Annotated in this window: 14 protein-coding genes; 10 read left to right on the forward strand and 4 right to left on the reverse strand. The window is 61.7% G+C overall.

All coding sequences use genetic code 11. From position 1 onward, the window contains the following. Positions 1–309: 309 nt before the first annotated feature. Genes pgaA through CAL25_RS22550 form a run of 4 tightly spaced genes read left to right on the forward strand, consistent with a single transcriptional unit; the run spans position 310 to position 6,723 of the window. Positions 310–2,853 (forward strand): poly-beta-1,6 N-acetyl-D-glucosamine export porin PgaA, encoded by a 2,544-nt coding sequence (pgaA, locus tag CAL25_RS22535; protein WP_094804228.1) that lies wholly within the window; start codon positions 310–312, stop codon positions 2,851–2,853. Between the two features lie 12 nt (positions 2,854–2,865). Further along, a complete protein-coding gene (gene pgaB / locus CAL25_RS22540; protein ID WP_094804230.1) occupies positions 2,866–4,977 on the forward strand; it encodes a poly-beta-1,6-N-acetyl-D-glucosamine N-deacetylase PgaB in 2,112 nt (703 codons plus the stop codon). 2 nt (positions 4,978–4,979) lie between these two features. Then, positions 4,980–6,239, forward strand: coding sequence for a poly-beta-1,6-N-acetyl-D-glucosamine synthase (pgaC, locus tag CAL25_RS22545; protein WP_094804295.1), 1,260 nt, complete (start codon positions 4,980–4,982; stop codon positions 6,237–6,239). Then, on the forward strand, positions 6,232–6,723 hold the full coding sequence (locus CAL25_RS22550) for a hypothetical protein (protein ID WP_094804232.1): 492 nt from the start codon (positions 6,232–6,234) through the stop codon (positions 6,721–6,723). Before pgaC ends, CAL25_RS22550 begins: the two co-directional genes overlap by 8 nt. A 77-nt stretch (positions 6,724–6,800) precedes the next feature. Here CAL25_RS22550 and CAL25_RS22555 read toward each other — a convergent pair whose 3' ends face one another. Beyond that, a complete protein-coding gene (locus CAL25_RS22555) occupies positions 6,801–7,355 on the reverse strand; it encodes a class I SAM-dependent methyltransferase (RefSeq protein ID WP_094804234.1) in 555 nt (184 codons plus the stop codon). A 449-nt stretch (positions 7,356–7,804) separates the two neighbouring features. Here CAL25_RS22555 and CAL25_RS22560 point away from each other — a divergent pair, with 449 nt between their 5' ends. The 3 genes from CAL25_RS22560 (at position 7,805) to CAL25_RS22570 (ending at position 10,457) form a co-directional block, all read left to right on the forward strand. After that, positions 7,805–8,332, forward strand: coding sequence for a TetR/AcrR family transcriptional regulator (locus CAL25_RS22560; protein ID WP_094804236.1), 528 nt, complete (start codon positions 7,805–7,807; stop codon positions 8,330–8,332). Next, a complete protein-coding gene (locus CAL25_RS22565; protein ID WP_094804238.1) occupies positions 8,329–9,471 on the forward strand; it encodes an MFS transporter in 1,143 nt (380 codons plus the stop codon). Before CAL25_RS22560 ends, CAL25_RS22565 begins: the two co-directional genes overlap by 4 nt. 74 nt (positions 9,472–9,545) lie before the next feature. Next, positions 9,546–10,457 (forward strand): bifunctional GNAT family N-acetyltransferase/nucleoside diphosphate kinase regulator, encoded by a 912-nt coding sequence (locus CAL25_RS22570; RefSeq protein WP_094804297.1) that lies wholly within the window; start codon positions 9,546–9,548, stop codon positions 10,455–10,457. A 147-nt stretch (positions 10,458–10,604) separates the two neighbouring features. On the opposite strand, the gene CAL25_RS22575 is transcribed toward CAL25_RS22570, so the two are convergent. The 3 genes from CAL25_RS22575 to CAL25_RS22585 form a co-directional block, all read right to left on the reverse strand. After that, a complete protein-coding gene (locus CAL25_RS22575; protein WP_094804240.1) occupies positions 10,605–11,363 on the reverse strand; it encodes an SDR family oxidoreductase in 759 nt (252 codons plus the stop codon). Positions 11,364–11,492: 129 nt separating this feature from the next. Then, complete coding sequence (locus CAL25_RS22580; RefSeq protein WP_094804299.1) at positions 11,493–12,443, reverse strand: GlxA family transcriptional regulator; 951 nt, start codon at positions 12,441–12,443, stop codon at positions 11,493–11,495. A 120-nt stretch (positions 12,444–12,563) separates the two neighbouring features. After that, a complete protein-coding gene (locus tag CAL25_RS22585) occupies positions 12,564–13,922 on the reverse strand; it encodes an MATE family efflux transporter (RefSeq protein ID WP_094804242.1) in 1,359 nt (452 codons plus the stop codon). 754 nt (positions 13,923–14,676) lie between these two features. Here CAL25_RS22585 and CAL25_RS22590 point away from each other — a divergent pair. The 3 genes from CAL25_RS22590 to CAL25_RS22605 all read left to right on the forward strand — a co-directional run bounded on the left by CAL25_RS22590 (position 14,677) and on the right by CAL25_RS22605 (position 21,811). Then, positions 14,677–15,294 carry a hypothetical protein gene (locus CAL25_RS22590; RefSeq protein WP_141217983.1) on the forward strand — a complete coding sequence of 206 codons (618 nt, stop codon included), beginning with the start codon at positions 14,677–14,679 and terminating at the stop codon, positions 15,292–15,294. Positions 15,295–15,371: 77 nt separating this feature from the next. Continuing rightward, positions 15,372–18,302, forward strand: a complete 2,931-nt coding sequence (locus CAL25_RS22600) for a hypothetical protein (RefSeq protein ID WP_141217984.1) — start codon at positions 15,372–15,374, stop codon at positions 18,300–18,302. Positions 18,303–19,198: 896 nt separating this feature from the next. Then, positions 19,199–21,811 carry a hypothetical protein gene (locus tag CAL25_RS22605; RefSeq protein WP_141217985.1) on the forward strand — a complete coding sequence of 871 codons (2,613 nt, stop codon included), beginning with the start codon at positions 19,199–19,201 and terminating at the stop codon, positions 21,809–21,811. Positions 21,812–21,955 lie beyond the last annotated feature (144 nt).

The raw sequence follows: 21,955 nt of genomic DNA on the forward strand, positions 1-21,955 counted from the left end.
AGAAACAAGTCCTTGCATCAGCGACTTCTGAGTCGCTAGAAGCGCTGCCCGGGTGAGACATCCGTCTCTTATTTCCCGGTTACACCTCTGCCGGCGCCTCCCGTCCGGCGTAACAGGCCTACACACCTTGTCGGCTTCGCTGGCGATATGCCTTCCTGCCCGCTGATACCTTTTTCTGGAAATCAAGAGCCAATAACCAATAACGCATGACGTCGTGCGGCGAATTCGTCGCGGGCAGAGACTGACCGGTCCACACGGCGGACGACAGGGAGGCGCGCCCGCGATTGGCATGGATCGGTGCTGTAGCAGATGCTGGAACTCAAATTAATAAGCTGTCGCCTCTCCTCCCTCTCCCTCAACAGTCTCATCGCTCTCGCTGTCCTCGGCTGCGCGACCCCCGCGGCCGCGCAGCAGGCCTACTCGAGCTCGCTGCACGACTTTCTGGTGCGCCAGACCGCCACGCAGCATCCGGACGACGTCGCCCGCATCCTGCGGCAATGGCTGGATCGCAATGATGCCGATGCGCCGCCCGCCGCGGATCGCGCGCGCGTGCTGGCCGACTACGTCACGCTGCAGAGCCGCGCGGGTCATGATCGCGATGCGCTGAACGCCGCGCGCGCCGCGGGCTTTCACACGCTGCCGGCCTACGCCCTCGATCCTCTGTTCCTGGCGGCGCGCCGCGAAGCGGCGCTCGATGACGAACGCGCGCTGCTGATCGCGCTGCGTCGGCACGACGCCGCCGCGCCGCTCACGCGCCTGCGCTCGGCGCAATACGCGTTCGACCAAGGCACGCCCGACGTCGCCCGCACCCTGGCGCGCCAGCTGATGGCCGACAGCACGGCGCCCGCGGACGTGCGCGCCGCAGCCGCCGAACTGGTCGGCGCCGCCGAAGAGCAGGCCCAACGCTTTCACGAGGCGTCGCAGGCCTATGCCCGTGCGCTCGAACTGGAGCCGGGCTCGCGCAGCGCGCGGCGCGCCGACATCTATCTGATCGCACGCCAGGGCGCGGCCGCCGCGGCACTGGACGAGGCGCGACGCGCCAACGCCGGTGCCGGGCAGGCAGGCCAGCCCGCCCTCTTCACGCCCGTGGATATCTTCGGACTTCGGCAACAGGCCGTCGGCCAGGACATCGTGTGGGGCATCGAACAGCGTGACATCGTCGGCGGCGCGCGGCGCTTCGACGCCCTCGATGCGGCGCTGGCGCGCTCGGCAACACTGCTGGATGAGATCGGCACGCCCGACGACCCGGCCTTGCGGGCGGTACGCAACCGCGCACGATTCGACCGCCTGGTGGCGCTGAGCGCGCGCGGCGAGGCCCAGGCCTGCGTCGATCTTTACGAAACGCTGGTGGCCGAAGGCGTGCTGGTTCCCTACTACGGCTTGGCTCCGGCGGCGGATTCCTATGCGCGCCTGCGCCGATCCGACCTGGCGGTGCCGCTCTACGAGCGCGCCGTCGCCGAGGCCGGCGAGCGTCTGCCGATGCCCAGCGACACCCACATCGGCCTCTTCTACGCCTACATCGACACCGCGCGCTTTCGTCAGGCGGAAGCCTTGCTGAGCCGAATGGAAGCCGGCACGCCGCCGACGGTGCGGCTAGCGCCCCTGCCCGACACGCCTAATCCCGATTACACCGAGGTGCGCGATCTGCGCGGCCGGTACTTCCTTTACACCGACCAGCCCGCGCGCGCCGAAGAGACCTACCAGGCCCTCACGCGCGAAGCCCCGTTCAACGCGGCGTTCGCCGACGGCCTGGCGCGCACCGAAGCCGCGCGCGAGCATCCCCACACGGCGCTGAGGCTCGCGCGCACGAGCGCCGTCGATCACCCGGACTCCGTGCCGCTGCGCGAGAGCGTGGCACAGGGCCTGTCCGCCACCGGACAGCACCGTGCCGCGCGCGAAACGGTGGAACAACTGCAGGCCGACTACCCCGAGTCCGGCCCGGTGCAGAACACCGCGCGCGAGGCGAAGGCGCAACGCGCGCCCACGCTGACGGTCGATGCCACCTACGGCAAGGGCAACAACAACAGCGCCCTGTCGGATGAAGACTTCGTCATCGACGCCCGGCTGCAATCGGGGCTCATGGACGATCAATGGCGGCTTTTCACGCGCCAGGCCTGGGCCTACGGCAACACCGAGAACGGCCGCGCCCATCGCGGCCGCACCGGTCTGGGCCTGCGTTGGGAGCGCGACGGCTTCACCCTCGAGGGCGAAGCCCATCGCGACACCGGCGGCCCGCGCAGCGGCGGTTTCGCCGCCGCAGGCACCTATCGCTGGGGCGACCACGTCGAGCTCGGGCTGGCGTATGACACGAACGCGCTCGACGTGCCCTGGCGCGCCTACGACGCAGGGATCGCGGCCAATCAGATGCAGGCCTCCGCCGCGTACATCGTCGACGAGTCGCGCCGCTTCGACCTGCGCTATCAGCGCATGGACTATACCGACGGCAACCAGAACCACGCCGGCTCGCTGGCCTGGACCGAGCGCTGGTACAGCGGTCCGTCGCAGCAATTCCAGACCACGCTGCGTACGGATGTCTCGCGCAATCGCCGCAGCGATGTTCCCTACTACAGCCCGGACTCCGACGGCTCGGTGGAGCTGGAGGCGCGCTATCAACTGCTGACCTGGAAGCGCGATCACCGCACCCTGGTGCAACGCGTCTATGCCAATGCGGGCACATACCGTCAGTCGGGATTCGGCTCTGAAGCCATGTACGGCCTGCGCTACGAGCACGAATGGATCTTCCGGCCAGGCTGGTCGGTGACCTACGGCGTCGGCACCGCCTGGCATCCCTACGACGGGCAGCGCGAGCGGCGCACCATCGGCTATCTCAATCTCGCCATCCCCTTTCTCTGAGCGGAGCGTCCAATGATGAAATTGATGCGCCCGCTGGGGCTGCTGTTGTGTGCGTGCCTGATGTCGGCGGCCGCGATCTGGCCGCAGGGCGACGCGTGGGCGCAGCCCCTGTTTCCGCCCGATCCAGACGACGGCCAGACCTTCCGCGTCCTCACCTTCCACGACGTGCGGCAGAACGTACGCGCCAGCTTCGAGACCGCGCCCGACGCCACCGCGGTCGACGAGAGCACGCTGTTGGCGGCTTTCACCTGGCTGCGCAGCGCCGGCTACCAGCCGGTCAGCCTGTCGCAGATCATCGCGGCGCGCGAGGGCGGCGCACCGTTGCCGCCCAAGCCCGTGCTCCTGACCTTCGACGATGGCTACGAAAGCGCCTACACCGTGGTCTATCCGATGCTGCGGCGCTTCAACTATCCCGCCGTGATGGCGCTCGTGAGCGGCTGGATGAACGCGCCCGCCGGATCGCTCACCTACGGCGAGCACGCCGCGCTGCCGTTGCCCAACGCGCGCTTTCTAACGTGGGCGCAAGCGCGCGAGATGGCGCAGTCGGGCCTGGTCGAGCTGGCCGGCCATACCGACGCCATGCATCGCGGCATTCCCGCCAATCCGCAGGGCAACCTGCTGCCCGCGGCCACCGCCCACCGCTACGACGCCGCGAGCGGCACGTACGAATCGGAGGCGGCGTATCGCGCGCGGATCTCCGCCGACCTCAAGCGCAACAAGGAAGAGATCGAGCGGCACACCGGCGCCAAGGTGCGCGCGATCGTGTGGCCATACGGCTCGTACAACGAAGCCGCGATCAGCGCCGCGCGCGACGTCGGCCTGCCGATCGCGATGACGCTGGACGACGGACCCAATACGCCGAGCGTGTCGCTGGACCGCATCCGGCGCGGACTGATGACGTATGAGGATGAAGGGCCGGAGCTGCTGCGCGAGTTGCGCTCGCCCGCGCCGGCCGACGCGCGCCACGTCGAAGTCAATCGCATCATGCATGTGGATCTGGACTACGTGTACGACCCCGATCCGGTGCAGCAGGAGCGCAATCTGTCGCGCCTGCTCGACCGTGTGCGCCGCATCCAGCCCAGCAGCGTGTTCCTGCAGGCCTTTGCGGATCCCGATGGCGATGGGGTGGCGGACGCCCTGTACTTTCCCAGCCGCCGCATGCCCATGCGCGCGGACCTGTTCAATCGCGTGTCGTGGCAGTTGAGCACCCGCGCCCGCGTGCGGGTCTATGCGTGGATGCCGGTATCGTCGTTCCAACTGCCGGCCTTCGACCCCGCCGCGCAACGCCGCGTGCAGCAGATGCCGGGCGCGCCTGCCGGCGCGGCCGACACGTACTCGCGGCTGTCGATCTTCGATCCGCAGGCTCGCCAGGCCATCTTCGATATCTACGAAGACCTGGGGCGGCATGCCTCGTTCGCGGGCGTGCTGTATCACGACGACGCGATGTTCAACGACTTCGAAGACGCCAGCCCGGCGGCGCTGCAGACCTACGCGAGCTGGGGCCTGCCGGCCGACGTGGCCGCCATTCGCGCGTCCGCGCCGCTGAAACAGCGCTGGACGAAGCTGAAGACGCAGGCGCTTATCCACTTCACGCACGAACTCACCGGCATCCTGCGCCAGTGGCAGCCGGTGCTCAGCACCGCGCGCAACATGTACACCCTGCCGCTGCTCGAGCCCGAAAGCGAAGCCTACTTCGCCCAGAACTTCGAACAGTTCGTCCAGGCTTACGACTACACCGCGCTCGAAGCCATGCCCTATATGGAGAACGCGCCCGACCCCGACGCCTGGCTGCGCAAGCTCGCGCGCATGGTGGCCGCGGTGCCCGGCGCCGCGCCGCGCACGCTGTTCGAACTGCAGGCGCGCGACTGGCGCACCGGCAAGCCGATCCCGGACAACGTGATGAACCGCCACCTGGCGCTGCTGCGCCAGGCCGGCGTGCGCAATCTCGGCTACTACCCGGATGACTTCCTCAACGACCAGCCGGCGCTCGACGCCGTGAAGCCGCACCTGTCGATCCAGCAGACGCTGGGCCGCGAGTTCTTCCGCGACCCGGTGAACGCCACCGGCGCCGCCGATCCCGCCGCCGTCGCAACGCCGCCGTCCATGAGCCGGGGTGCGCGATGATGATGACCTGGAACCTCGCCGCCAGCCTCGTGCTCGCCTACGTCTTCTACTACCCGTTCTGCATGGCGTGGCTGTGGATCACGGGTGGCATCGCGCACTACTACCAGTTCGAGCGCAAAGAACAGGGCGACATCGATCCGCTGTCGCTGCTGCCCTCGACCCCGATGGTCAGCATCCTCGTGCCATGCTTCAACGAAGAGGACAACATCGATGAGGTGATCGAAGCGCTGATGGCGCTGAACTACCCCGATTACGAAGTGATCGCGGTCAACGACGGCAGCACCGACGGCACGGGCGACCGGCTGAGCGCGCTGGCCCTGCGGCATCCGCGCCTGCGCGTCGTGCATCAGAACCATAACCAGGGCAAGGCCGTGGCGCTCACCACCGCCTCGCTGCTCGCGCAGGGCGAGTACGTGCTCGGCATCGACGGTGACTCGCTGCTCGACAGCAATGCGATCCCCTGGCTGCTGCGGCACTTCCTGCGCGACGGCAAGGTTGCCGCCATCACCGGCAATCCGCGCATCCGCAGCCGCACCACGCTGCTGGGCCGCATGCAGGTGGGCGAGTTCTCGTCGATCATCGGCCTCATCAAACGCACGCAGCAACTCTACGGCCGCCTCTTCACCGTGTCGGGCGTCATCGTGATGTTTCGCCGCCAAGCCCTGGTCGACGTGAACTTCTGGAGCGTGGAGATGCTCACCGAAGACATCGACATCAGCTGGAAACTGCAGCTGGCGGGCTGGCGCATCGGTTTCGAGCCGCAGGCGCTGAGCTGGATCCTCACGCCCGAAACGCTGCGCGGCCTGTGGCGCCAGCGCCTGCGCTGGGCCATGGGCGGCGTGCAGACGCTGTTCAAGTACACGCCGCAGGTCGCGCGCTGGCACATGCGCCGCATGTGGCCGATCTACGCCGAGTACTGTCTGAGCGTGCTGTGGGCCTACCTGATGGCGCTGGTCCTGCTAGGCGGCCTCATCGGCACCGCGCTCGGCCTGCCCGGCGCGTGGCGCGTGGGCTTGCTGCCGCAGTGGCACGGCCTGCTGCTGGCGATCGCCTGCATGCTGCAGATCCTCACCAGCATGCTGGTCGATCGCAAGTACGACCGCGGCCTGCTGCGCTACTACTTCTGGACGTTCTGGTATCCGGTTGGATTCTGGTTCATCAACATGGTCACGACCGTGACCTCCGTGCCCGCGGTGCTGATGCGCAGCCGCGGCAAACGCGCCGTCTGGGTCAGCCCGGACAGAGGAGAGAGAGATGCCTAAAGAGCCCATCATCGACAACACCGATCGTTCGCTGTCGACCTGGCTGCGGGTGTCCGGGCCTGCGGGCGCGGGCCGCTGGCTCTGGCTCACGATTCTGCGGCCGCTGCTGCTCGTGGCCGTCTGGGCCGGCTTCATGTTCTTCGTGTATTGGGATTTCTTCATGACCACGGCCGAGTCTCCCGAAGACCGCCGTTTCCTGCTGATCTGCGCCATCGGCGTCTGCATGCTCGCGGCCGTCATGCTGATCACCGCGCGGCTGGTGCGCCATCGCGGCAACAAGGAAAACGACGAGGCCGACACGCCCGCGAAGGCTCGGCCGGTGGGCGTGCAGGACGTGGCCGCCGTGGCACGCGTGCCGGTGCGTGAGATGTCGCTCTGGCAACGCGCGCGCAGCCTGGTGGCGATGCACGACGACGAAGGCCAGTTCCGCGCTGCCGTCGTCAAACCGCTGGGCGAACCTGTGCGCCGGCGCGAGCGGCGCTGAACGCAGCGCGAGGCCGTGCCCACGCGCGGGTGGCCGGCGTCCGGGCTCAACCCGACGCGGCGCCCCGCGTTCGGCCCTCAGCGGGCGTCGCCGCCGCTCCCGCTCGACTTTCTTTCGAGCACATACACCGAGGCCGGCGGCAGATTGAGCGGCACGAAATGACGCCGCCGCGCCTGCAGCCCGCAGGCGTCGAGCACGACCGGAGAAACCGGGCAGCGCCAGCCATACGTGAAGAGATGCAGCGAACCGTCTTCGGTCATCGCATCGAACGCCGTGGTCAGGATGCGGAAGGTATCCGCGTCGCTGAAATTCAGTAGCGGCAAACCGCAGATGGTCGTGGCGATGGGCTCGAGCGCGGCCAGCTCGGCGGCCAGCTGCTGCGCCGGCGTATCGAGCACCGTGGCCCGCGGAAATTGTTCGCGCAACGCGCCGCACATGCCGGCATCACGCTCGACCAGCACCAGCTCGCGCGGCCACACGCCGCGCCGCACGATCTCGCGGGTGAACACTCCCGTGCCGCAACCCAGCTCGAGCACCAGGCCCGCGCCGGGGCGCACCGTATCGGTGATCGCGCGGGCCAATGCCGCGCTCGACGGCGCGATGGCGCCGATGGCCGAAGGATTTTCCAGCATCGCCGACAGAAACTGCCGACGCTCGTTGAACCACGGGAGGACATTGCGTAAGGCGGCGCTCGGGAAAGCATTGAGCCTTCCTGACAGCTTTGAAATCATGCACTTCCTTTGATGCCTGGATCCCGCCCGTCGCCGGGGATCCGCTTGTGAATGACACCCGCGGCGTCACGAGGCAAGACGCCTCGCTCGCGCTGCCAGCGCCTCGTTTGAGGGCGAGCATGCAGGCAAATTCTTAAGCGATTCTGAAGACGCGCGCGGCCGGGCCGCGACGCCGAAAATAACCGACGATTTCGCTTCAGCGACACCCTAGCATGGGCGTCCCGCGCGATGGCCGATCGAGATGCCTCGTAACACTTCGCTGATTACGGACAAGATTCCCCCCCCGTTCACCCACGCGCCGACGAGCCCACGCGTTGACGCATGTAAAACGATCGTTTTACACTGACCGCATGGATACGCACACCAAGCTCATGCAGGCCGCCGAAGCGCTTTTCCATCGCAAGGGTTTCGGCCAGACAGGCATGGACGACCTCGCGCAGGCCGCCGAGATGTCGAGCCGCACGCTGTACAAGCATTCCGGCAGCAAGACCGCGCTCATCGCGAGCGTGCTCGCCGGCCGCGACCAACGTTTCATGGCGCTGCTGCGCGTGAACACCGTGTCTGAAGTCTTCGACACGCTCGAACAATGGATCCGCGACGAGGGCGCGCATGGCTGCCTGTTCCTGCGCGCGCATGGCGAAACGGGCGGCGCCACGCCGGAGATCGAAGCCGCCGTATTGGCCCACAAAAACGCGGTCGCCGATCGCATTCGCGTTATCGTCCAGCACGAGCTGGGTGGCCGTGGCCACAAATCGCTCGCCGAACAGATCGTCGTTCTGTTCGAAGGGGCCACCGCCACCGCGATCTATCGCGGCCCGCAGGCCGTCACCGCCGCCCGGCGAGCCGCCGCGGTGCTGATGGCGCATGCCGACCGATGAGCGCCGACGCGCGCCTCGCCGCCGCCGGGTTCGGCCTCATCGCCGTCTGCTACGGCTTCGCGCGCTTCGCATTCGGCCTGTTCCTGCCGCAGATCGATGCCGAGCTGTCGCTGCCGCCCATGCTGGCGGGGCTCATCTCCGGCGGCTCGTTTCTCGGCTACTGCCTTGCCATCGTGATGTCCGCCTGGCTCACCGAACGCGTGGGCGCGCGCACCGCGGCGCTCGCCGCGGCCCTGATCGCCGCGATCGGCATGACGGGCATCGCGCTCGCGCCATCGGCCCTGCTGCTGGCCGTGGCGGTGCTGCTGGCAGGCGTGAGCACCGGGCTCGTGTCCCCGCCCCTGGCCGCCGCCGTCAGTGCCGTGGTCGAGGCGCGCAGACAGGACGCGACCAACACCATCATCAACGCCGGCACCAGCGCGGGCGTCGCACTCGCCGGCGTGATCGCGCTGATGCTCGGGCTGCCATGGCGCTGGGTGTACGGCCTGTTCGCGCTCACCGCCGTGCTGATGGCCGTCGCCATCGCGCGCAGCGTGCCGCCCGCGTCCCCTTCGCACACCACCGCGCGGGGCGGCCTGCCCAAGCTGAACCGCTCCCTCAAGCGCCTCGTCGCCGCCTCGCTACTCACCGGCGCCGCCAGCACCGCCGTCTGGTCCTTCGGCAGCCAGCTCGCGATGTTGCGGCTGGGATGGGACGAAGCCAGCGCCGGCTGGCTCTGGATCGCCATCGGCATCGCGGGCGTCGCGGGCGCGAGCGCCGGCCTGCTGATGCGGCGCTTCGGCATCCGCCTCGTTCATGTCGCGTTTCTCGCGGCCCTGGCCGTGGGCACGCTGCTCGTCGGCAAGGCAGGCACCAGCGCCGCCCTCGCGCTGGCTGGAGGTGCCCTCTTCGGCCTGGCCTACATCAGCCTCACCGGCGTCTATCTCGTGTGGGGCGTCACCGCGCTGCCCGACCGCCCCGCCACCGGCCTCACCATCAGCTTCCTCTTTCTCGCCATCGGCCAGACCCTGGGCGCCCCGCTCTTCGCCGCCGTGATGAACCATGTCTCTCCCGACGCGGCGGTCATCGGCTTCGCGGCGCTGGCACTGAGCGCGGGGCTGGTGCGCACGGCCGCGCACGAAACGCCCGCCGGCCTATAATGCGGGCTCTTCAGAAAGAACCGTCACGGCCACGGCCATGAAGGGCTTTCATACTTGCAACTCACCTTGTGAAGATGACCAAGCCTTTTATTGCGCTGTGCCCGGAGATCACTCGGGCCAACGCGCTCGACTTGATTGAATGGTTGGACGACGAGAGCGTCACACGCTATCTGAGCGATTCGCGGCATGTCTCGCGATTCATCGAACAGCTCGTCGGCCGCGTTCAACTGCCCACGCTCACCCACCTGTTCAATCAGGGCGGCCGGTTTTTCATGGCGTACGACCGCCATGACGTGCCCGTCGGCTTCGTGCGGCTCGTCCAGACCGGCACCGACTGCGAAATCGTGCTGGTCATCGGCAACCGCGACAACTGGGGCCGCAGGCTCGGCGCCAGCGCAATCGGCGAAGGCATGAAACTCGCCTTCCTCGAGATGCGCGCCGACAAACTGATCGCCAAGATCCACGTCGACAACACGCGCTCGGTCAACGCCTTTCTGCGCAGCGGTTTCCTGCTCGACAGCGAAACCGCCACGCTGAAGTCCTTCTCCATGACCTCGGACCGCTACCGCCAGCACCTGCGCGACAACGCCATCGGCACCGCATCCGACATTTACGTCACCGAGATCGACAAGACCCGCCTGCAAGACCTGATCGCCCTCGAAACCGCGCCGGACATTTTCGAGCTGGAGCACGAAATCGAACGCGCCATCGTCGTCGCCCCGGCGCAAGTCGCGCCCGACGTCGTCACCATGAACTCCCGCGCCGTCCTGCACCTGAACGACGAGAAGATGGAAGTGGACCTGGTCTATCCCCAGGACGCCGACGACGGCGCTCGCAAGCTTTCGGTGAGCTCCGGCATCGGCACCGCCATCCTCGGCTACAAGGCCGGCGACGCGATCGACTGGCGCGTATCGAACCGCACGCATCGCATTCACATCGAAAAGGTGCTGTACCAGCCGGAAGCGGCCGGGGATTTTCATTTGTAGGAGTGGGCGGTCGAGAGGGGCCCCCGACCGGGACGCACCGGTGTGGACCGCAACAAACGGGCGCGCGAATCCTGGACACGCGTTGCGGTCGACATGCAACGCTCCCGACTGGGGTTCGAACGGACGCGAGCCCGTCAGACCGGTGCCTTACACGGGGATCGGATTGGCCGCGATTTCCGCGTTGAAGCCATCGACGAACGCGTGTTCGTTAATGCCGGGGTTGTCACGCAAGGCGCGGATTCCCTCGACAAATATCTCCGGCGCATCGGTTGCCAGCCCCTTCATCGTTTCGGCGATGAAGGCGTCCAGCGGCATGGCACGAGGGTCGCCGCTCTTCTTGATCAGGTCGGTGTCCACCCACGGAGGCGCGATTTCCTGGACCGATACGCGGGTGCCCTTGAGCATGAAACGCTGCGACAAGGCATACGAGTGCAATGCTGCCTTCGAGGCCGAGTAGACCGCATTGGTGGCGATCGGCACGTAGGCCAGAACCGAGGTGTTGTGGATGATCGTCGCGCGCGGCTGCGCCTTGAGGTGTTCGATCAGCGCAGACGTCAGGCGGATCGGGCCCAACAGGTTCGTAGCGAGAATCTGGCGGGACACGGCATCGTCGATCACCCCCGAAGGATCGTCGAACGGCATGATGCCGGCGTTGTTGATCAGCACGTTCAACGTCGGATAGTCGCGAATCAGTTGCGCGGCGACCCGGTCGATGTCGTCCGCATCCGAGATGTCCAACGCGACGCCCTCGATCCCCGGATGGGCCGCGGCGACTTCATCCAGCAGGGCCTGGCGGCGTCCGGCAATGATGACCTTGTTACCCAGGGAATGAAACTGCTCCGCGAGCGCGCGGCCAATGCCCGAAGTGCCGCCAGTGATAAAGATCGTGTTGCCCGTCATCTGCATGATTTGTCCTTTTGGTGCGCCGGGATGGCGCCTTCGATGGACGCACTATGCGCTGCCACGGCCAAGTCTCAAATGTCATAGATCCGGCAAAAACGGACACGGGCAGGACACTCGGCTCACCGCCGTCGTTCAGGCGGGCTCGCTGTGCTGCGTCGCCATCAACCCCCGCTTCACGCTGGCCGGAGGCTGCCCGAGATTGCGCAGGAAGGCGCGCCGCATCCGATCACGATCGGCGAAACCTGTGTCACGCGCCACGATTTCCAAGGGGTGACGACCGTCTTCCAGCATGACGCGCGCGGCTTCCAGCCGCAGCATCTCCACGGCCTTCGCGGGCGACCGCCCGGTCTCTTCGCGGAAGACCCGGCTGAACTGACGCGGTGACAGGCTGGCCGCCTCGGCAAGCTCTTCGACCGACAGGGAATTGCACAGGTTTTCACGCGCGTAAGCGAGCGCCCGTTTGACCCGGTCGGAGCGCGGCTCCAGTGCCAGCATCGCCGAGAATTGCGACTGGCCACCATGACGCCGATGGTAGACCACCAGCTTGCGCGCCAGTGCTCGCGAAAGCGTGGAGCCATGGTCCTCTTCGATCAGCGCCAGCGTCAGGTCGATCGCCGACGACATTCCCGCCGACGTCCAGACATTGCCGTCCCGGATGAATATGCGGTCCTCCTCGACCCGGACCTTCGGAAAGCGCGCCTGAAGCGTGCGTGCATGCGCCCAGTGCGTGGTGGCGGCGCGCCCATCGAGCAGACCCGCCTGCGCCAGCACGAAGGCGCCCGTGCACACCCCAGCCACGCGACGCGCGTGCTTGCCCGCGCGGACGAGATACGCGCGCAGCCCCGGCGAAATATCCTGGGGCGCCAGCTGACCGGCCACCATCAGCGTGTCGGGCATGACCCCGAGCGGTGTCGTCTCGATCCCCGCATTCATCGACGACCTGATCGTGCCGCCCTTCTCGGACAACACCGTCAGCCGATAGCCCTTATCGCCCAGCTCGGCGTTGGCCAGTTCAAAGGCGGAGAGCGCCGCCAGACCCATCAGCTGGAAGCCATCCTCCAGGATCAAACCCACGTGCCGCATCATGCGTCCTTTTCAAGCAAGTGAAGATCAGCTTAATCCGGCACGTGGAACGGCATCCACGTTGTTTACCGAAACCTTCGCGCGCTGTTGCGCCATGTCGACGCCGGACGCCGCCCTTCGTCATTCCTGTTTTCGCCAATCGCGCATCAGCGCATAGAGCCCCGCCGCGGCAAATGCCGCCATACCCAGGCCCACGCTGGTGAACAGTCCGGCCTGCGTGGTGGCGATCAGGCCGCCGCCCACTGCAATCGCCGTGCGAGCCATCGCGCCGATCAAAGGCACCGACATTTTTCCGGTGCCCTGCGCCGCGCAGTACTGCGTGAAGCCAAGGCCGAAGAAACCAAAGAAAGGGCCGACATGGCGCAGATATGCGCTTCCCGTCGCCAGACTCAGCGGGTCCGTCAAAAACGCGCGCAGCCAAACCTCGGGCCAAATCGCGGCCAACAGCCCGATGGTTTCCGCCACCGCAAAGCCCAGACAGGCGGCGATCAACGCGGCGCGGCGTGCGCGATCGTGCCTGCCGGCCGCCGCATTGGTGCCGATCAGAATCGCGGCGGGCCCGCCGATACCGAAACTGATCGGCACCAACAGGAACTCCAATCGGGCGGCCGCACCGTATCCCGCCACCGCCGCCAGACCGTAAGACCCGACATAACCGGTCACGACGGCAATGGTGAGATTGGTACTCGTGGCAATGAGCGCCGACACCCCGCCGACCTTGAGAGTGTCGGCGAAGAGACCACGCTGTAGCCTCGGCGGTCTGGCAGAAGGCCGCAACACTCCTTGGCCGCGCCAGAGATAGATCGCGAAAATCAGGCTGCCGGCGGCGTAGTACAAAACCATCGCCAGCGCGCCGCCGGTCACGCCCAGCCCTCGAAAGTCTGCCGCACCGAAAATCAGCAGCCACGATACCGGTATCAGGATGATCCCGCCGCCGCACACCACCCGCATCGGCAAAACGACATTGCCACTGCCCCGGATGACGGCCAGCAAGGCATTGAATAGCCATATCAGCGGCGCGCCGCCGAAGACGACGGCAGCATAGCGGTTGGCGTACCCCAACGCTTCCCCGCTCGCTCCCATGGCGCCGAACATCGCGCCGCCGAGCGGCAGAACGAGCCCCGCCGTGCCGACCCCGAACGCCAACGCAATGGCGACGGCATGCCAGACCAGCGCATTGGCCTGCGCACGATCGTCGCGTCCAAGCGCCCGGGCTACCGCGCCGAGCATGCCCCCACCCACCGCGCCGGTCGCGAGCGCCGTCGTCAACGCCAACAAGGGAAACACGACCGACACACCCGCCAGCACGTCCTCCCCAAGCCGCGACAGAAACCACACTTCCAACAATCCCACGAGCGTCTGGGTGAGCATCACCAACAGCGTCGGGCCGGCCAGCGACAACATCACCGGAAAAATCGGGGCGGTAAGCAGGCGCTCGGTATGGGCGTCACGGCTGCGGGGATGCGTGTGCGCTGTCACGACGGCACTCGAAGAAGGTCCTGGGCGAGGGCAGCATATGCCAAGGTCGCAATAACCGACATGTCAAATACACGGCGATTTGCGCCATATGGGCCTGACGAACCTGATCGCGAATGCAGTCATGATCACCCCGGCGAAGTGGCAACCACGCGCCGCGTTTCACGACGCAGACGGCTTCCGTGCTTCGCGCTCACACCCCAGACCCGCAACGTGATTTAAGCGCCCCCTGCGTCGAGCGCATCACCGCCCGTTTGCGCAAGATCAGCGCGACCCGGAGGTCACACTCCGTGTGACAACGCGGGCCCAAAACTGAGCCGGCTCACTCCGCGCAAGCTCACTGCTGATTGAGTCCAAGCTGCCGGTGATTAGCAGCGGGCCTTGAATCCATTCACCATCGCTACAACAGCAGGCCTGCCCCCGCCTCGCCCGTATCTGGGCGCCCGCCGCCTTCGGCTGATCTCATTCAGCACCTTTCCCTTCGCCCCATTCGTCAGCCCTGATGCGCCCGACAGGGATAGGTTTTCGGGAAGCCTCGCGAGCGCCGGCCATCAAAAATTGGCAAAAATTCTATTTGGCGATTTCTAAAACAAATCAATGCTGTCAAACGATGTTTGCACATTACATTTTTGTGCCAACTCGAGAACTTGCCTGCTGATCTCTCTGCACAGCACACGATTAGCTTGCATCTATCCCGCGAGCTTCGAAGCAAATTCGAATTTTCTCCTAAATGTTTTAGCCTCAGGACAAAGCCAAAATGACAGTCACCGTGGATGTGATCTCTTTTGACCAAGACGGCGCGATAGCGGGCAGCTTGGTAAAAGTGACAACAGCGCCTATTTCGCCGGCAAACCCTGGCAGCATGAAGTTTTTTGGTGGTCGCCTCGGAACCGCTCAATTGAGCGCGGTTGTCTGCGACGACTGGGACACATTCTCGAGTTATGAGTTTCTCATTCCGGAAGGACTGGAAGACGGAATGTACGGCTTCGAATTCAGATTTTCCGACCTGCAGGAAATTTGTCTGTATTCGAGCGCTGGTCCGGTGACGGTAAGCAACAAGAGCGAACCCAGCGGGCCTCCATCCATCTCGAGGGTAAATCCCACCACCGTCACCCCTGAAGAATTTCGTACACAGAAATTCCGCGTATACGGAAATAATCTGGCGGACCTGGTCTCGTTCTACATGATGAGAATCGAGGGTGACGGCCCCGCGCGAGTCAACGTGCGCATCACACGGCTGGATGCCGAGTCCATCTTCCTGACACCCAACACCGGTTCAGTAGAGATCAAGAATTGCAAATATAAGGTGGTGGGCGTGACGGAAGGGGGCGAGTCGGTACAGGCGCGCCTGCCGATCTCGATCGAATCAGAGTAGCAAAGACCGTTCAGACGTTCCCCAAATCCCCCGAAATTCGGGGGATTTTACATTGGCTTTCGATGGCGCCCCACATCATGTCAAACCGCGTGCATGACAACAATCCTTTTGATCATCCCCATCGCTCTATCAATAACACCTATCCCGTCCCACCCATTCCGGTAGGTGCAGGATACAGAACAGAGTATCCGGTGCTCGACACCATCTGCGTATTATTGACCAACAGCGAAAATTACGGTTTTGCCTGGCACGCATACTACACTTCGGCCGATGCGAAGACGCAGCGCTGCATCAAAATTGCCGAAGGTGATGAAGTACTGCTTGACGTGAAGAGTGTCCATTCTGGCGCTGACGCCCGAGAGTACGTCCACGTGGTGAAGCAGAACAGAGTCTCGGTAAAGATCAGCCTGGATCTGCACACTGGCGAACTGGTGACAGAAGAAAAAATAGATGGCTTTGTCACCAGTGATCAATGGAACAGCATAAAAACTCTGGGCTCCGTTCCTCTGCTTTCCCGACACGCGGGGGACCAAAAAGATTTGACCGCGCTCGCGATGCTTGATGGCAATCCAGCTTGCTATTTCCCCGATCTGGGAGCCGTCAGATTCTCAGGAATGGGATGGTACGACGCGATCATTGGAATGACGATCGTCCAAAATAATATGTCGCAAGACATAATACTGCTGTTGCGCCGCGATAGACATACACTGGACCTGCCGGCCACGAAGTTGGCCATGAATCTACCTGCACCCGTCATCTCAACCCTGATGCTGGTTTCGATAGACATCGGGACCTTCATGAATAACGAGACCTTAGACCAGAGCCAGTTCAGCTACTCGGTGGTTTCCGATGATTTTGTTTACATCCCCTGCGACAGCAGTTCCGATCCTAATGTGAAGTCGCTGCAGGGAATGTACAAAGGAGTTGACCTGAAGCCGGCCGCTCCTAGTGCAAATTCGCCACGAACAGGAAGATTTGTTCTACGTTATTGCACGTGGAATGGGAGCATTACGACGACTACGGAATTGTGGCAGGCCCAAGCAGGATATCTGAACCGCAACTCACGCAACATCCCCAGCGCAGGCCAGGTGGAGTTGGTGCTATTGCAAACGACGCTGGCCAATCTAAGCATTACTCCTCTCAGCTATATATCAGCCCCCAACAGGTATATCGTATGCGACTCGTGGCTGAAGCCCGACTGGTATGGCGACAAAAAATCTCAAGTATGGATCACCATTCTGCACGCGGCTGACGACAACAGCCTGCAAACTGAAAGTTTAGTTGCCATCAATTATTTTCAGCCTGGGGCCCTGTTTCTGAGCTACACGGCAATCCCATTCAGCAGCAAATCCGCTGACATGGAGGTGGGCGGCGTGAACTTCCTTGCCACCAGTTACCTTAATCCCGAGGAGGCTGGTAAGTGGCAACAAGGCCAAAATATCAGGCGAGCCACGATTCCAATTGAAGTGCATGGCCCCGCCGGAGTGGCGACCGTGGCGTTCAAATGGCCGACCTATGAGCTGGACTGGCTGACCTTCCCGATATGGATAGACAGCAACACTGATTCCTACGACAGCAGCCTGGGGATAATGGCCGGAATGGCCTACATCTTTGGCGCCGATCTGTCAGGAAACTGCTTTTATATTGGTACGCCCACGCTGATAGAATCGACCCAGGCAAAGCAGATATTGGCCCTTTATCAAACTCCGCCATTCGAACATAGCCTGACGAGCGGGCAGCCCATGCTGACACTGGGATCCACCGCAACTACCGTCAATGGCCTGTCGGCCACCGAGCACAAAAACTGGTCAGTAACCGCAGAGGAAAGTTTCAAGGCTGGAAGTGGGATTTTAGAAGTAAGTGCGCACGCAAGTTTTGCGTATGGCGAGGATTTTTCTCAGGTCTCAGGATCGAGCAGTTCGACTGATTTGCATGTATCCGTGGGGGTGAGCCAGAACGACGCGGTTCATGGCTTACTACAGCCTTACTATTATTGGGAATACCCAATATTCAAGGGCGTAAACGGAGTAAAAACATATGCTGGCGTGCTCACGGTCGTCTTCCCGATCGGGCAAGCGCAGGATGCTTATTTTCCGACCACGATCAAGGATTTCGCATACGATTCAGACTACGAAATCGGTTCGATTCTGACCTATCTGGAAGCGGCGAAACCCGGCTATACCGGCCCAAAAACGCTGATGTTCGACTTGGAAGATGTACCGGTAACTGATGACACTGCCGCTGGCACTTCCGCCCACTATACCAACCAAAATAGCAAGCATAAGGACACAACCTACAGTTCAAACACTACTTTCAATGTGGGAGGAAGCCTCACGATTGGGTGGTTCACGACCACCGTGAACTATCACAATAGTGACACCAACGCGAGCACAACCAGTTTGACGACCTCGAAGTCTCTGAGCATTTCCATTTCTACAGGGGCAGTCAAGGACGCAATCTACGAATATCAGCTGACTCCCTACATTTATCAGTCATCCCAGACTAAAATCATGCACGTCAAGTATGACGTGCAGCTCACCGGACCAGGCTGGCAAGAGTATTTTGCTGTTCCAAAGGTTGTTTTGTTCCGCGTTTATCCGCTCTCGAACGATCTGTTTTTCAACGCATTCTCGAGGTCGATAAGATTCACGCCGAGCAAGACGACAAAAGGCAACGTGGACATCACCGTCATGATGTTCAATAATTCTTTGTATAGTGCGAAAACGGTTGTTTGTGAGTTGTATCTGGTCAAACCCCGACCGACGCGCTCCGCAAGTGGGCAAGTGCTGATGCTCGACCCCAAGAAAAAAGTCGCCACTCAAGAATTGGAAGCCATGGCGCCTATCGAGCGCGCCAGTGTGGTGTTTCCCGATATGAATCTGGGCACGGTGTCTTATGTCTCGGTCAAGATCTACAACGACGATGATCCGGACAGCGCCCGAATATATTGGGGAATCTTCCCCTACGAAAGGTTTGGTGATCTGCCAGAAACCCTGGCTTTGCCATGAGGGTCTCGTCTCTGGGCGGCCCAAATACAGCGCCTACTAACGCGCGCTCATAACGCGAGCCTTCTGAGGCTCAGCGTGCATCCCGTAGATATCTGCGGGTGAGTGCAGGTAAATAAAGGCAGTCTGACACCTTTGCTCTTGCCGAGGTGTCAGACTGCACTTCAGCGCAGCCTTCTTCGGCCAACAGCAGGTCCGCCAATCGACGCAAGGGCAAATACGGCAATGGCAGTCTGACACCATTGACTGCCATTCCTGCGGCAAATGCAGTCTGACACCTTTGCTTCCCAGCGCGTCTACCTCCAAAGTTTCGGTTCACTGGCTCTGATGCGCCCGAAAGGGATTGGGCTAGGCTAGCTCATACGTCCCGGATATCTCAAATTGGCACAAATTCTATTTGGATAACTATAAAAAAATTCAAAGATGATTTGTGTCGGGCGGGATCGCGTGACGGAAGGTGCTAAACGTCCATGCGCGGCCGCCGACCATGACGAGTCAAAGCAATAAAAGCAATTCCCGCATCTCCCAGCCCCCCCGAATTTCGGGGCATTTTTTTATCTCGACTTTCGGCGGCGCCCTACATCATGTCGAATAGCCTGAATGGCAGTAGTCCTTTTGATCATCCCTACCGGTCTGGCAATAACACTTACCCTGTCCCGCCCATTCCCGTGGGAACGGCATACAGAACAGAGTCTCCGGTACTGGACACCATCTGCATATTGTTGACCAACAGTGATAATCACGGCTTTGGCTGGCACGCTTATTACACTTCGGCGGACACGAAAACGTAGCGCTACATCAAAATTGCCGAAGGTGATGAAGTACTGCTCGACGTGAAGAGCATTCATTCTGGCGCTGATGCACGCGCATATGTTCATGTCGTGAAGCAGAACCGAGCCATGCTGAAGATCAGTCTGTGTCCGCACACAGGCGAACTGGTAGCAGAAGAAAAGATCGATACCTCTTGCACTGATGCTCAGTGGAATAGCGTAAAAACCCTGGGATCGGTTCCTCTGCTGGCAAGACACGCGGGAGACCAAAAGGATCTGACTGCGCTGGCAATGCGCGATGGCAGTCCAACGTGTTACTTCCCGGAGCTGGGCGCCATCAGATTCGCGGGCATGTCGTGGTTCGATGAAATCATCGGAATGACGATCGTTCAAAATAATATGTCGCAAGACATAATACTGCTGTTACGCCGCGATAAAGAAAAGGTGGACCTGCCGGCCGCGCACGTGGCCCTGAATTTACCGGCTCCCGTCGTCTCCACCCTGATGCTGGTTTCGGTAGACATCGGGACCTTCATGAATAACGAGACGTTAGATCAGAGCCAGTTTACCTGCACAGTGGTATCCGATGATTTTGTCTATATTCCATGCGCCGGCAGTTCCGATCCCAACGTGAGATCGCTGCAGGGGATGTATAAAGGATTCGACCTGAAGCCGGTTGCTCCGAGCGCCAAAGCGCCGCGGACAGGAAGATTTCTTTTACGTTATTGCACGTGGAACGGAAGCATTACCACGACTACGGAACTGTGGCAGGCCCAAGGAGAATACCTGAGCCGCAATTCACGCAACATTCCCAGCGCAGGCCGGGGAGAGTTGCTGCTGCTGCAGACAACGTTGGCCAATTTGTCCATCACTCCCCTCAGTTTTATATCAGCCCCCAACAGATATATCGTCTGTGAATCGGCATTGATGTTGGACTGGTACAGCGAAGAAAAGTCTCAGGTGTGGGTAAACATTCTGCATGCGACTGATGACAACTGCCTTCACGCCGAAAGCGTGATTATTGTCTATTACTTTGAGCCTGCAGTCTTGTTTTTGAGCTACGCGGCAATTCCATTCAGTAGCCAATCCGGCAACACGGAAGCAGGTGGTGTGAATTTCATTGCCACCAGCTACCTCACCCAAGAGGCAGGTGCGTGGCGACAGGGCCAGAACGTCAGGCGCGCCACGATTCCGATCAATGTGTCGGGTGCTGTCGGAGAGGCGACCCTGGCTTTCCAGGATCCGGACTATCAGTTGGCCTGGCTGACCTTTCCGGTATGGATCGATAGCAACACCGATTCTTACGATAGCAGCTTGGGGATAATGGCCGGAATGGCCTACCTCTTTGGCGCCGATTTGTCAGGAAACTGCTTCTATATTGGCACGCCCACGCTGATAGAATCGACCCAGGCAAAGCAGATATTGGCCCTTTATCAAACTCCGCCATTCGAACATAGCCTGACGAGCGGGCAGCCCATGCTGACACTGGGATCCACCGCAACCACCGTCAATGGACTGTCGGCAACAGAGCACAAAAACTGGTCATTAACCGCAGAGGAAAGCTTCAAGGCCGAATGGAGCATTATACAAGTCAGTGTGCACGCAAGTTTTGCGTATGGCGAGGATTTTTCTCAAATCTCAGGATCGAGCAGCTCGACTGATTTGCATGTATCCGTGGGGGTAAGCCAGAACGATGCGGTTCACGGCCTACTACAGCCTTACTATTATTGGGAATACCCGATATTCAAGGGCGTAAAGGGAGTAAAAACATATGCTGGCGTGTTCACGGTCGTCTTCCCGATCGGGCAAGCCCAGGATGCTTATTTTCCGACCACGATCAAGGATTTCGCATACGATTCAGACTACGAAATCGGTTCGATCCTGACCTATCTCGAAGCTTCGAAACCCGGCTACACCGGCCCTAAGACGCTGATGTTCGACTTGGAAGATGTCCCGGTAACCGATGACACTGCCGCTGGTACTTCCACCCACTATACCAACCAAAATAGCAAGCATAAGGACACAACCTACAGTTCAAACACTACCTTCAATGTGGGAGGCAGCCTCACGATTGGGTGGTTCACGACCACCGTGAACTATCACAATAGTGACACCAACGCGAGCACAACCAGTTTGACGACCTCGAAGTCTCTGAGCATTTCCATTTCTACAGGGGCGGTCAAGGACGCAATCTACGAATATCAGCTGACTCCCTACATTTATCAGTCATCCCAGACTAAAATCATGCACGTCAAGTATGACGTGCAGCTCACGGGACCAGGCTGGCAAGACTATTTTGGTGTGCCAAAGGTTGTTTTGTTCCGCGTTTATCCTCTCTCGAACGACCTGTTTTTCAATGCATTCTCAAGGTCGATCAGGTTCACGCCGAGCAAGACGACAAAAGGCAACGCGGACATCACCGTCATGATGTTCAATAACTCGTTGTATAGCGCAAAAACGGTTGTTTGTGAGCTGTATCTGGTTAAACCCCGACTCACGGGCTCCGCGCAGGGGCAAGTGTTGATACTCGACCCCAAGAAAAAAGTCGCCACTCAAGAATTGGAAGCCATGGCGCCGATCGAGCGCGCCAGTGTGGTGTTTCCTGATATGAATCTGGGCACGGTGTCTTATGTCTCGGTCAAGATCTACAACGATGATGATCCGGACAGCGCCCGAATATATTGGGGAATTTTCCCCTACGAAAGGTTTGGCGATCTGCCAGAAACGCTGGCTTTGCCATGAGGGTCTCGTCTGTGAACGGCCCACGTACAGCGTCTACCAACACGCGCTCATGACGAGAAGCACGGCGGTTCGCTGCCTTTTAAGGCGAAGCCGATATTCCGGGAGGCGAGTTTCGGCACGCTCGAGGCAGCGTTCTTCCAGCTG

Origin of the sequence: Bordetella genomosp. 5, assembly GCF_002261315.1 — a bacterium.
Taxonomy (GTDB): Bacteria; Pseudomonadota; Gammaproteobacteria; order Burkholderiales; family Burkholderiaceae_B; genus Bordetella.

Coding starts and splice junctions, on each gene's coding strand:
- pgaB (WP_094804230.1), top strand. CDS start 2,866: ATGATGAAATTGATGCGCCCGCTGGGGCTGCTGTTGTGTGCGTGCCTG.
- CAL25_RS22575 (WP_094804240.1), bottom strand. CDS start 11,363: ATGCAGATGACGGGCAACACGATCTTTATCACTGGCGGCACTTCGGGC.
- CAL25_RS22570 (WP_094804297.1), top strand. CDS start 9,546: ATGACCAAGCCTTTTATTGCGCTGTGCCCGGAGATCACTCGGGCCAAC.
- CAL25_RS22605 (WP_141217985.1), top strand. CDS start 19,199: ATGCTGAAGATCAGTCTGTGTCCGCACACAGGCGAACTGGTAGCAGAA.
- CAL25_RS22600 (WP_141217984.1), top strand. CDS start 15,372: ATGTCAAACCGCGTGCATGACAACAATCCTTTTGATCATCCCCATCGC.
- pgaC (WP_094804295.1), top strand. CDS start 4,980: ATGACCTGGAACCTCGCCGCCAGCCTCGTGCTCGCCTACGTCTTCTAC.
- CAL25_RS22565 (WP_094804238.1), top strand. CDS start 8,329: ATGAGCGCCGACGCGCGCCTCGCCGCCGCCGGGTTCGGCCTCATCGCC.
- CAL25_RS22555 (WP_094804234.1), bottom strand. CDS start 7,355: ATGCTGGAAAATCCTTCGGCCATCGGCGCCATCGCGCCGTCGAGCGCG.
- CAL25_RS22560 (WP_094804236.1), top strand. CDS start 7,805: ATGGATACGCACACCAAGCTCATGCAGGCCGCCGAAGCGCTTTTCCAT.
- CAL25_RS22550 (WP_094804232.1), top strand. CDS start 6,232: ATGCCTAAAGAGCCCATCATCGACAACACCGATCGTTCGCTGTCGACC.
- CAL25_RS22580 (WP_094804299.1), bottom strand. CDS start 12,443: ATGCGGCACGTGGGTTTGATCCTGGAGGATGGCTTCCAGCTGATGGGT.
- pgaA (WP_094804228.1), top strand. CDS start 310: ATGCTGGAACTCAAATTAATAAGCTGTCGCCTCTCCTCCCTCTCCCTC.
- CAL25_RS22590 (WP_141217983.1), top strand. CDS start 14,677: ATGACAGTCACCGTGGATGTGATCTCTTTTGACCAAGACGGCGCGATA.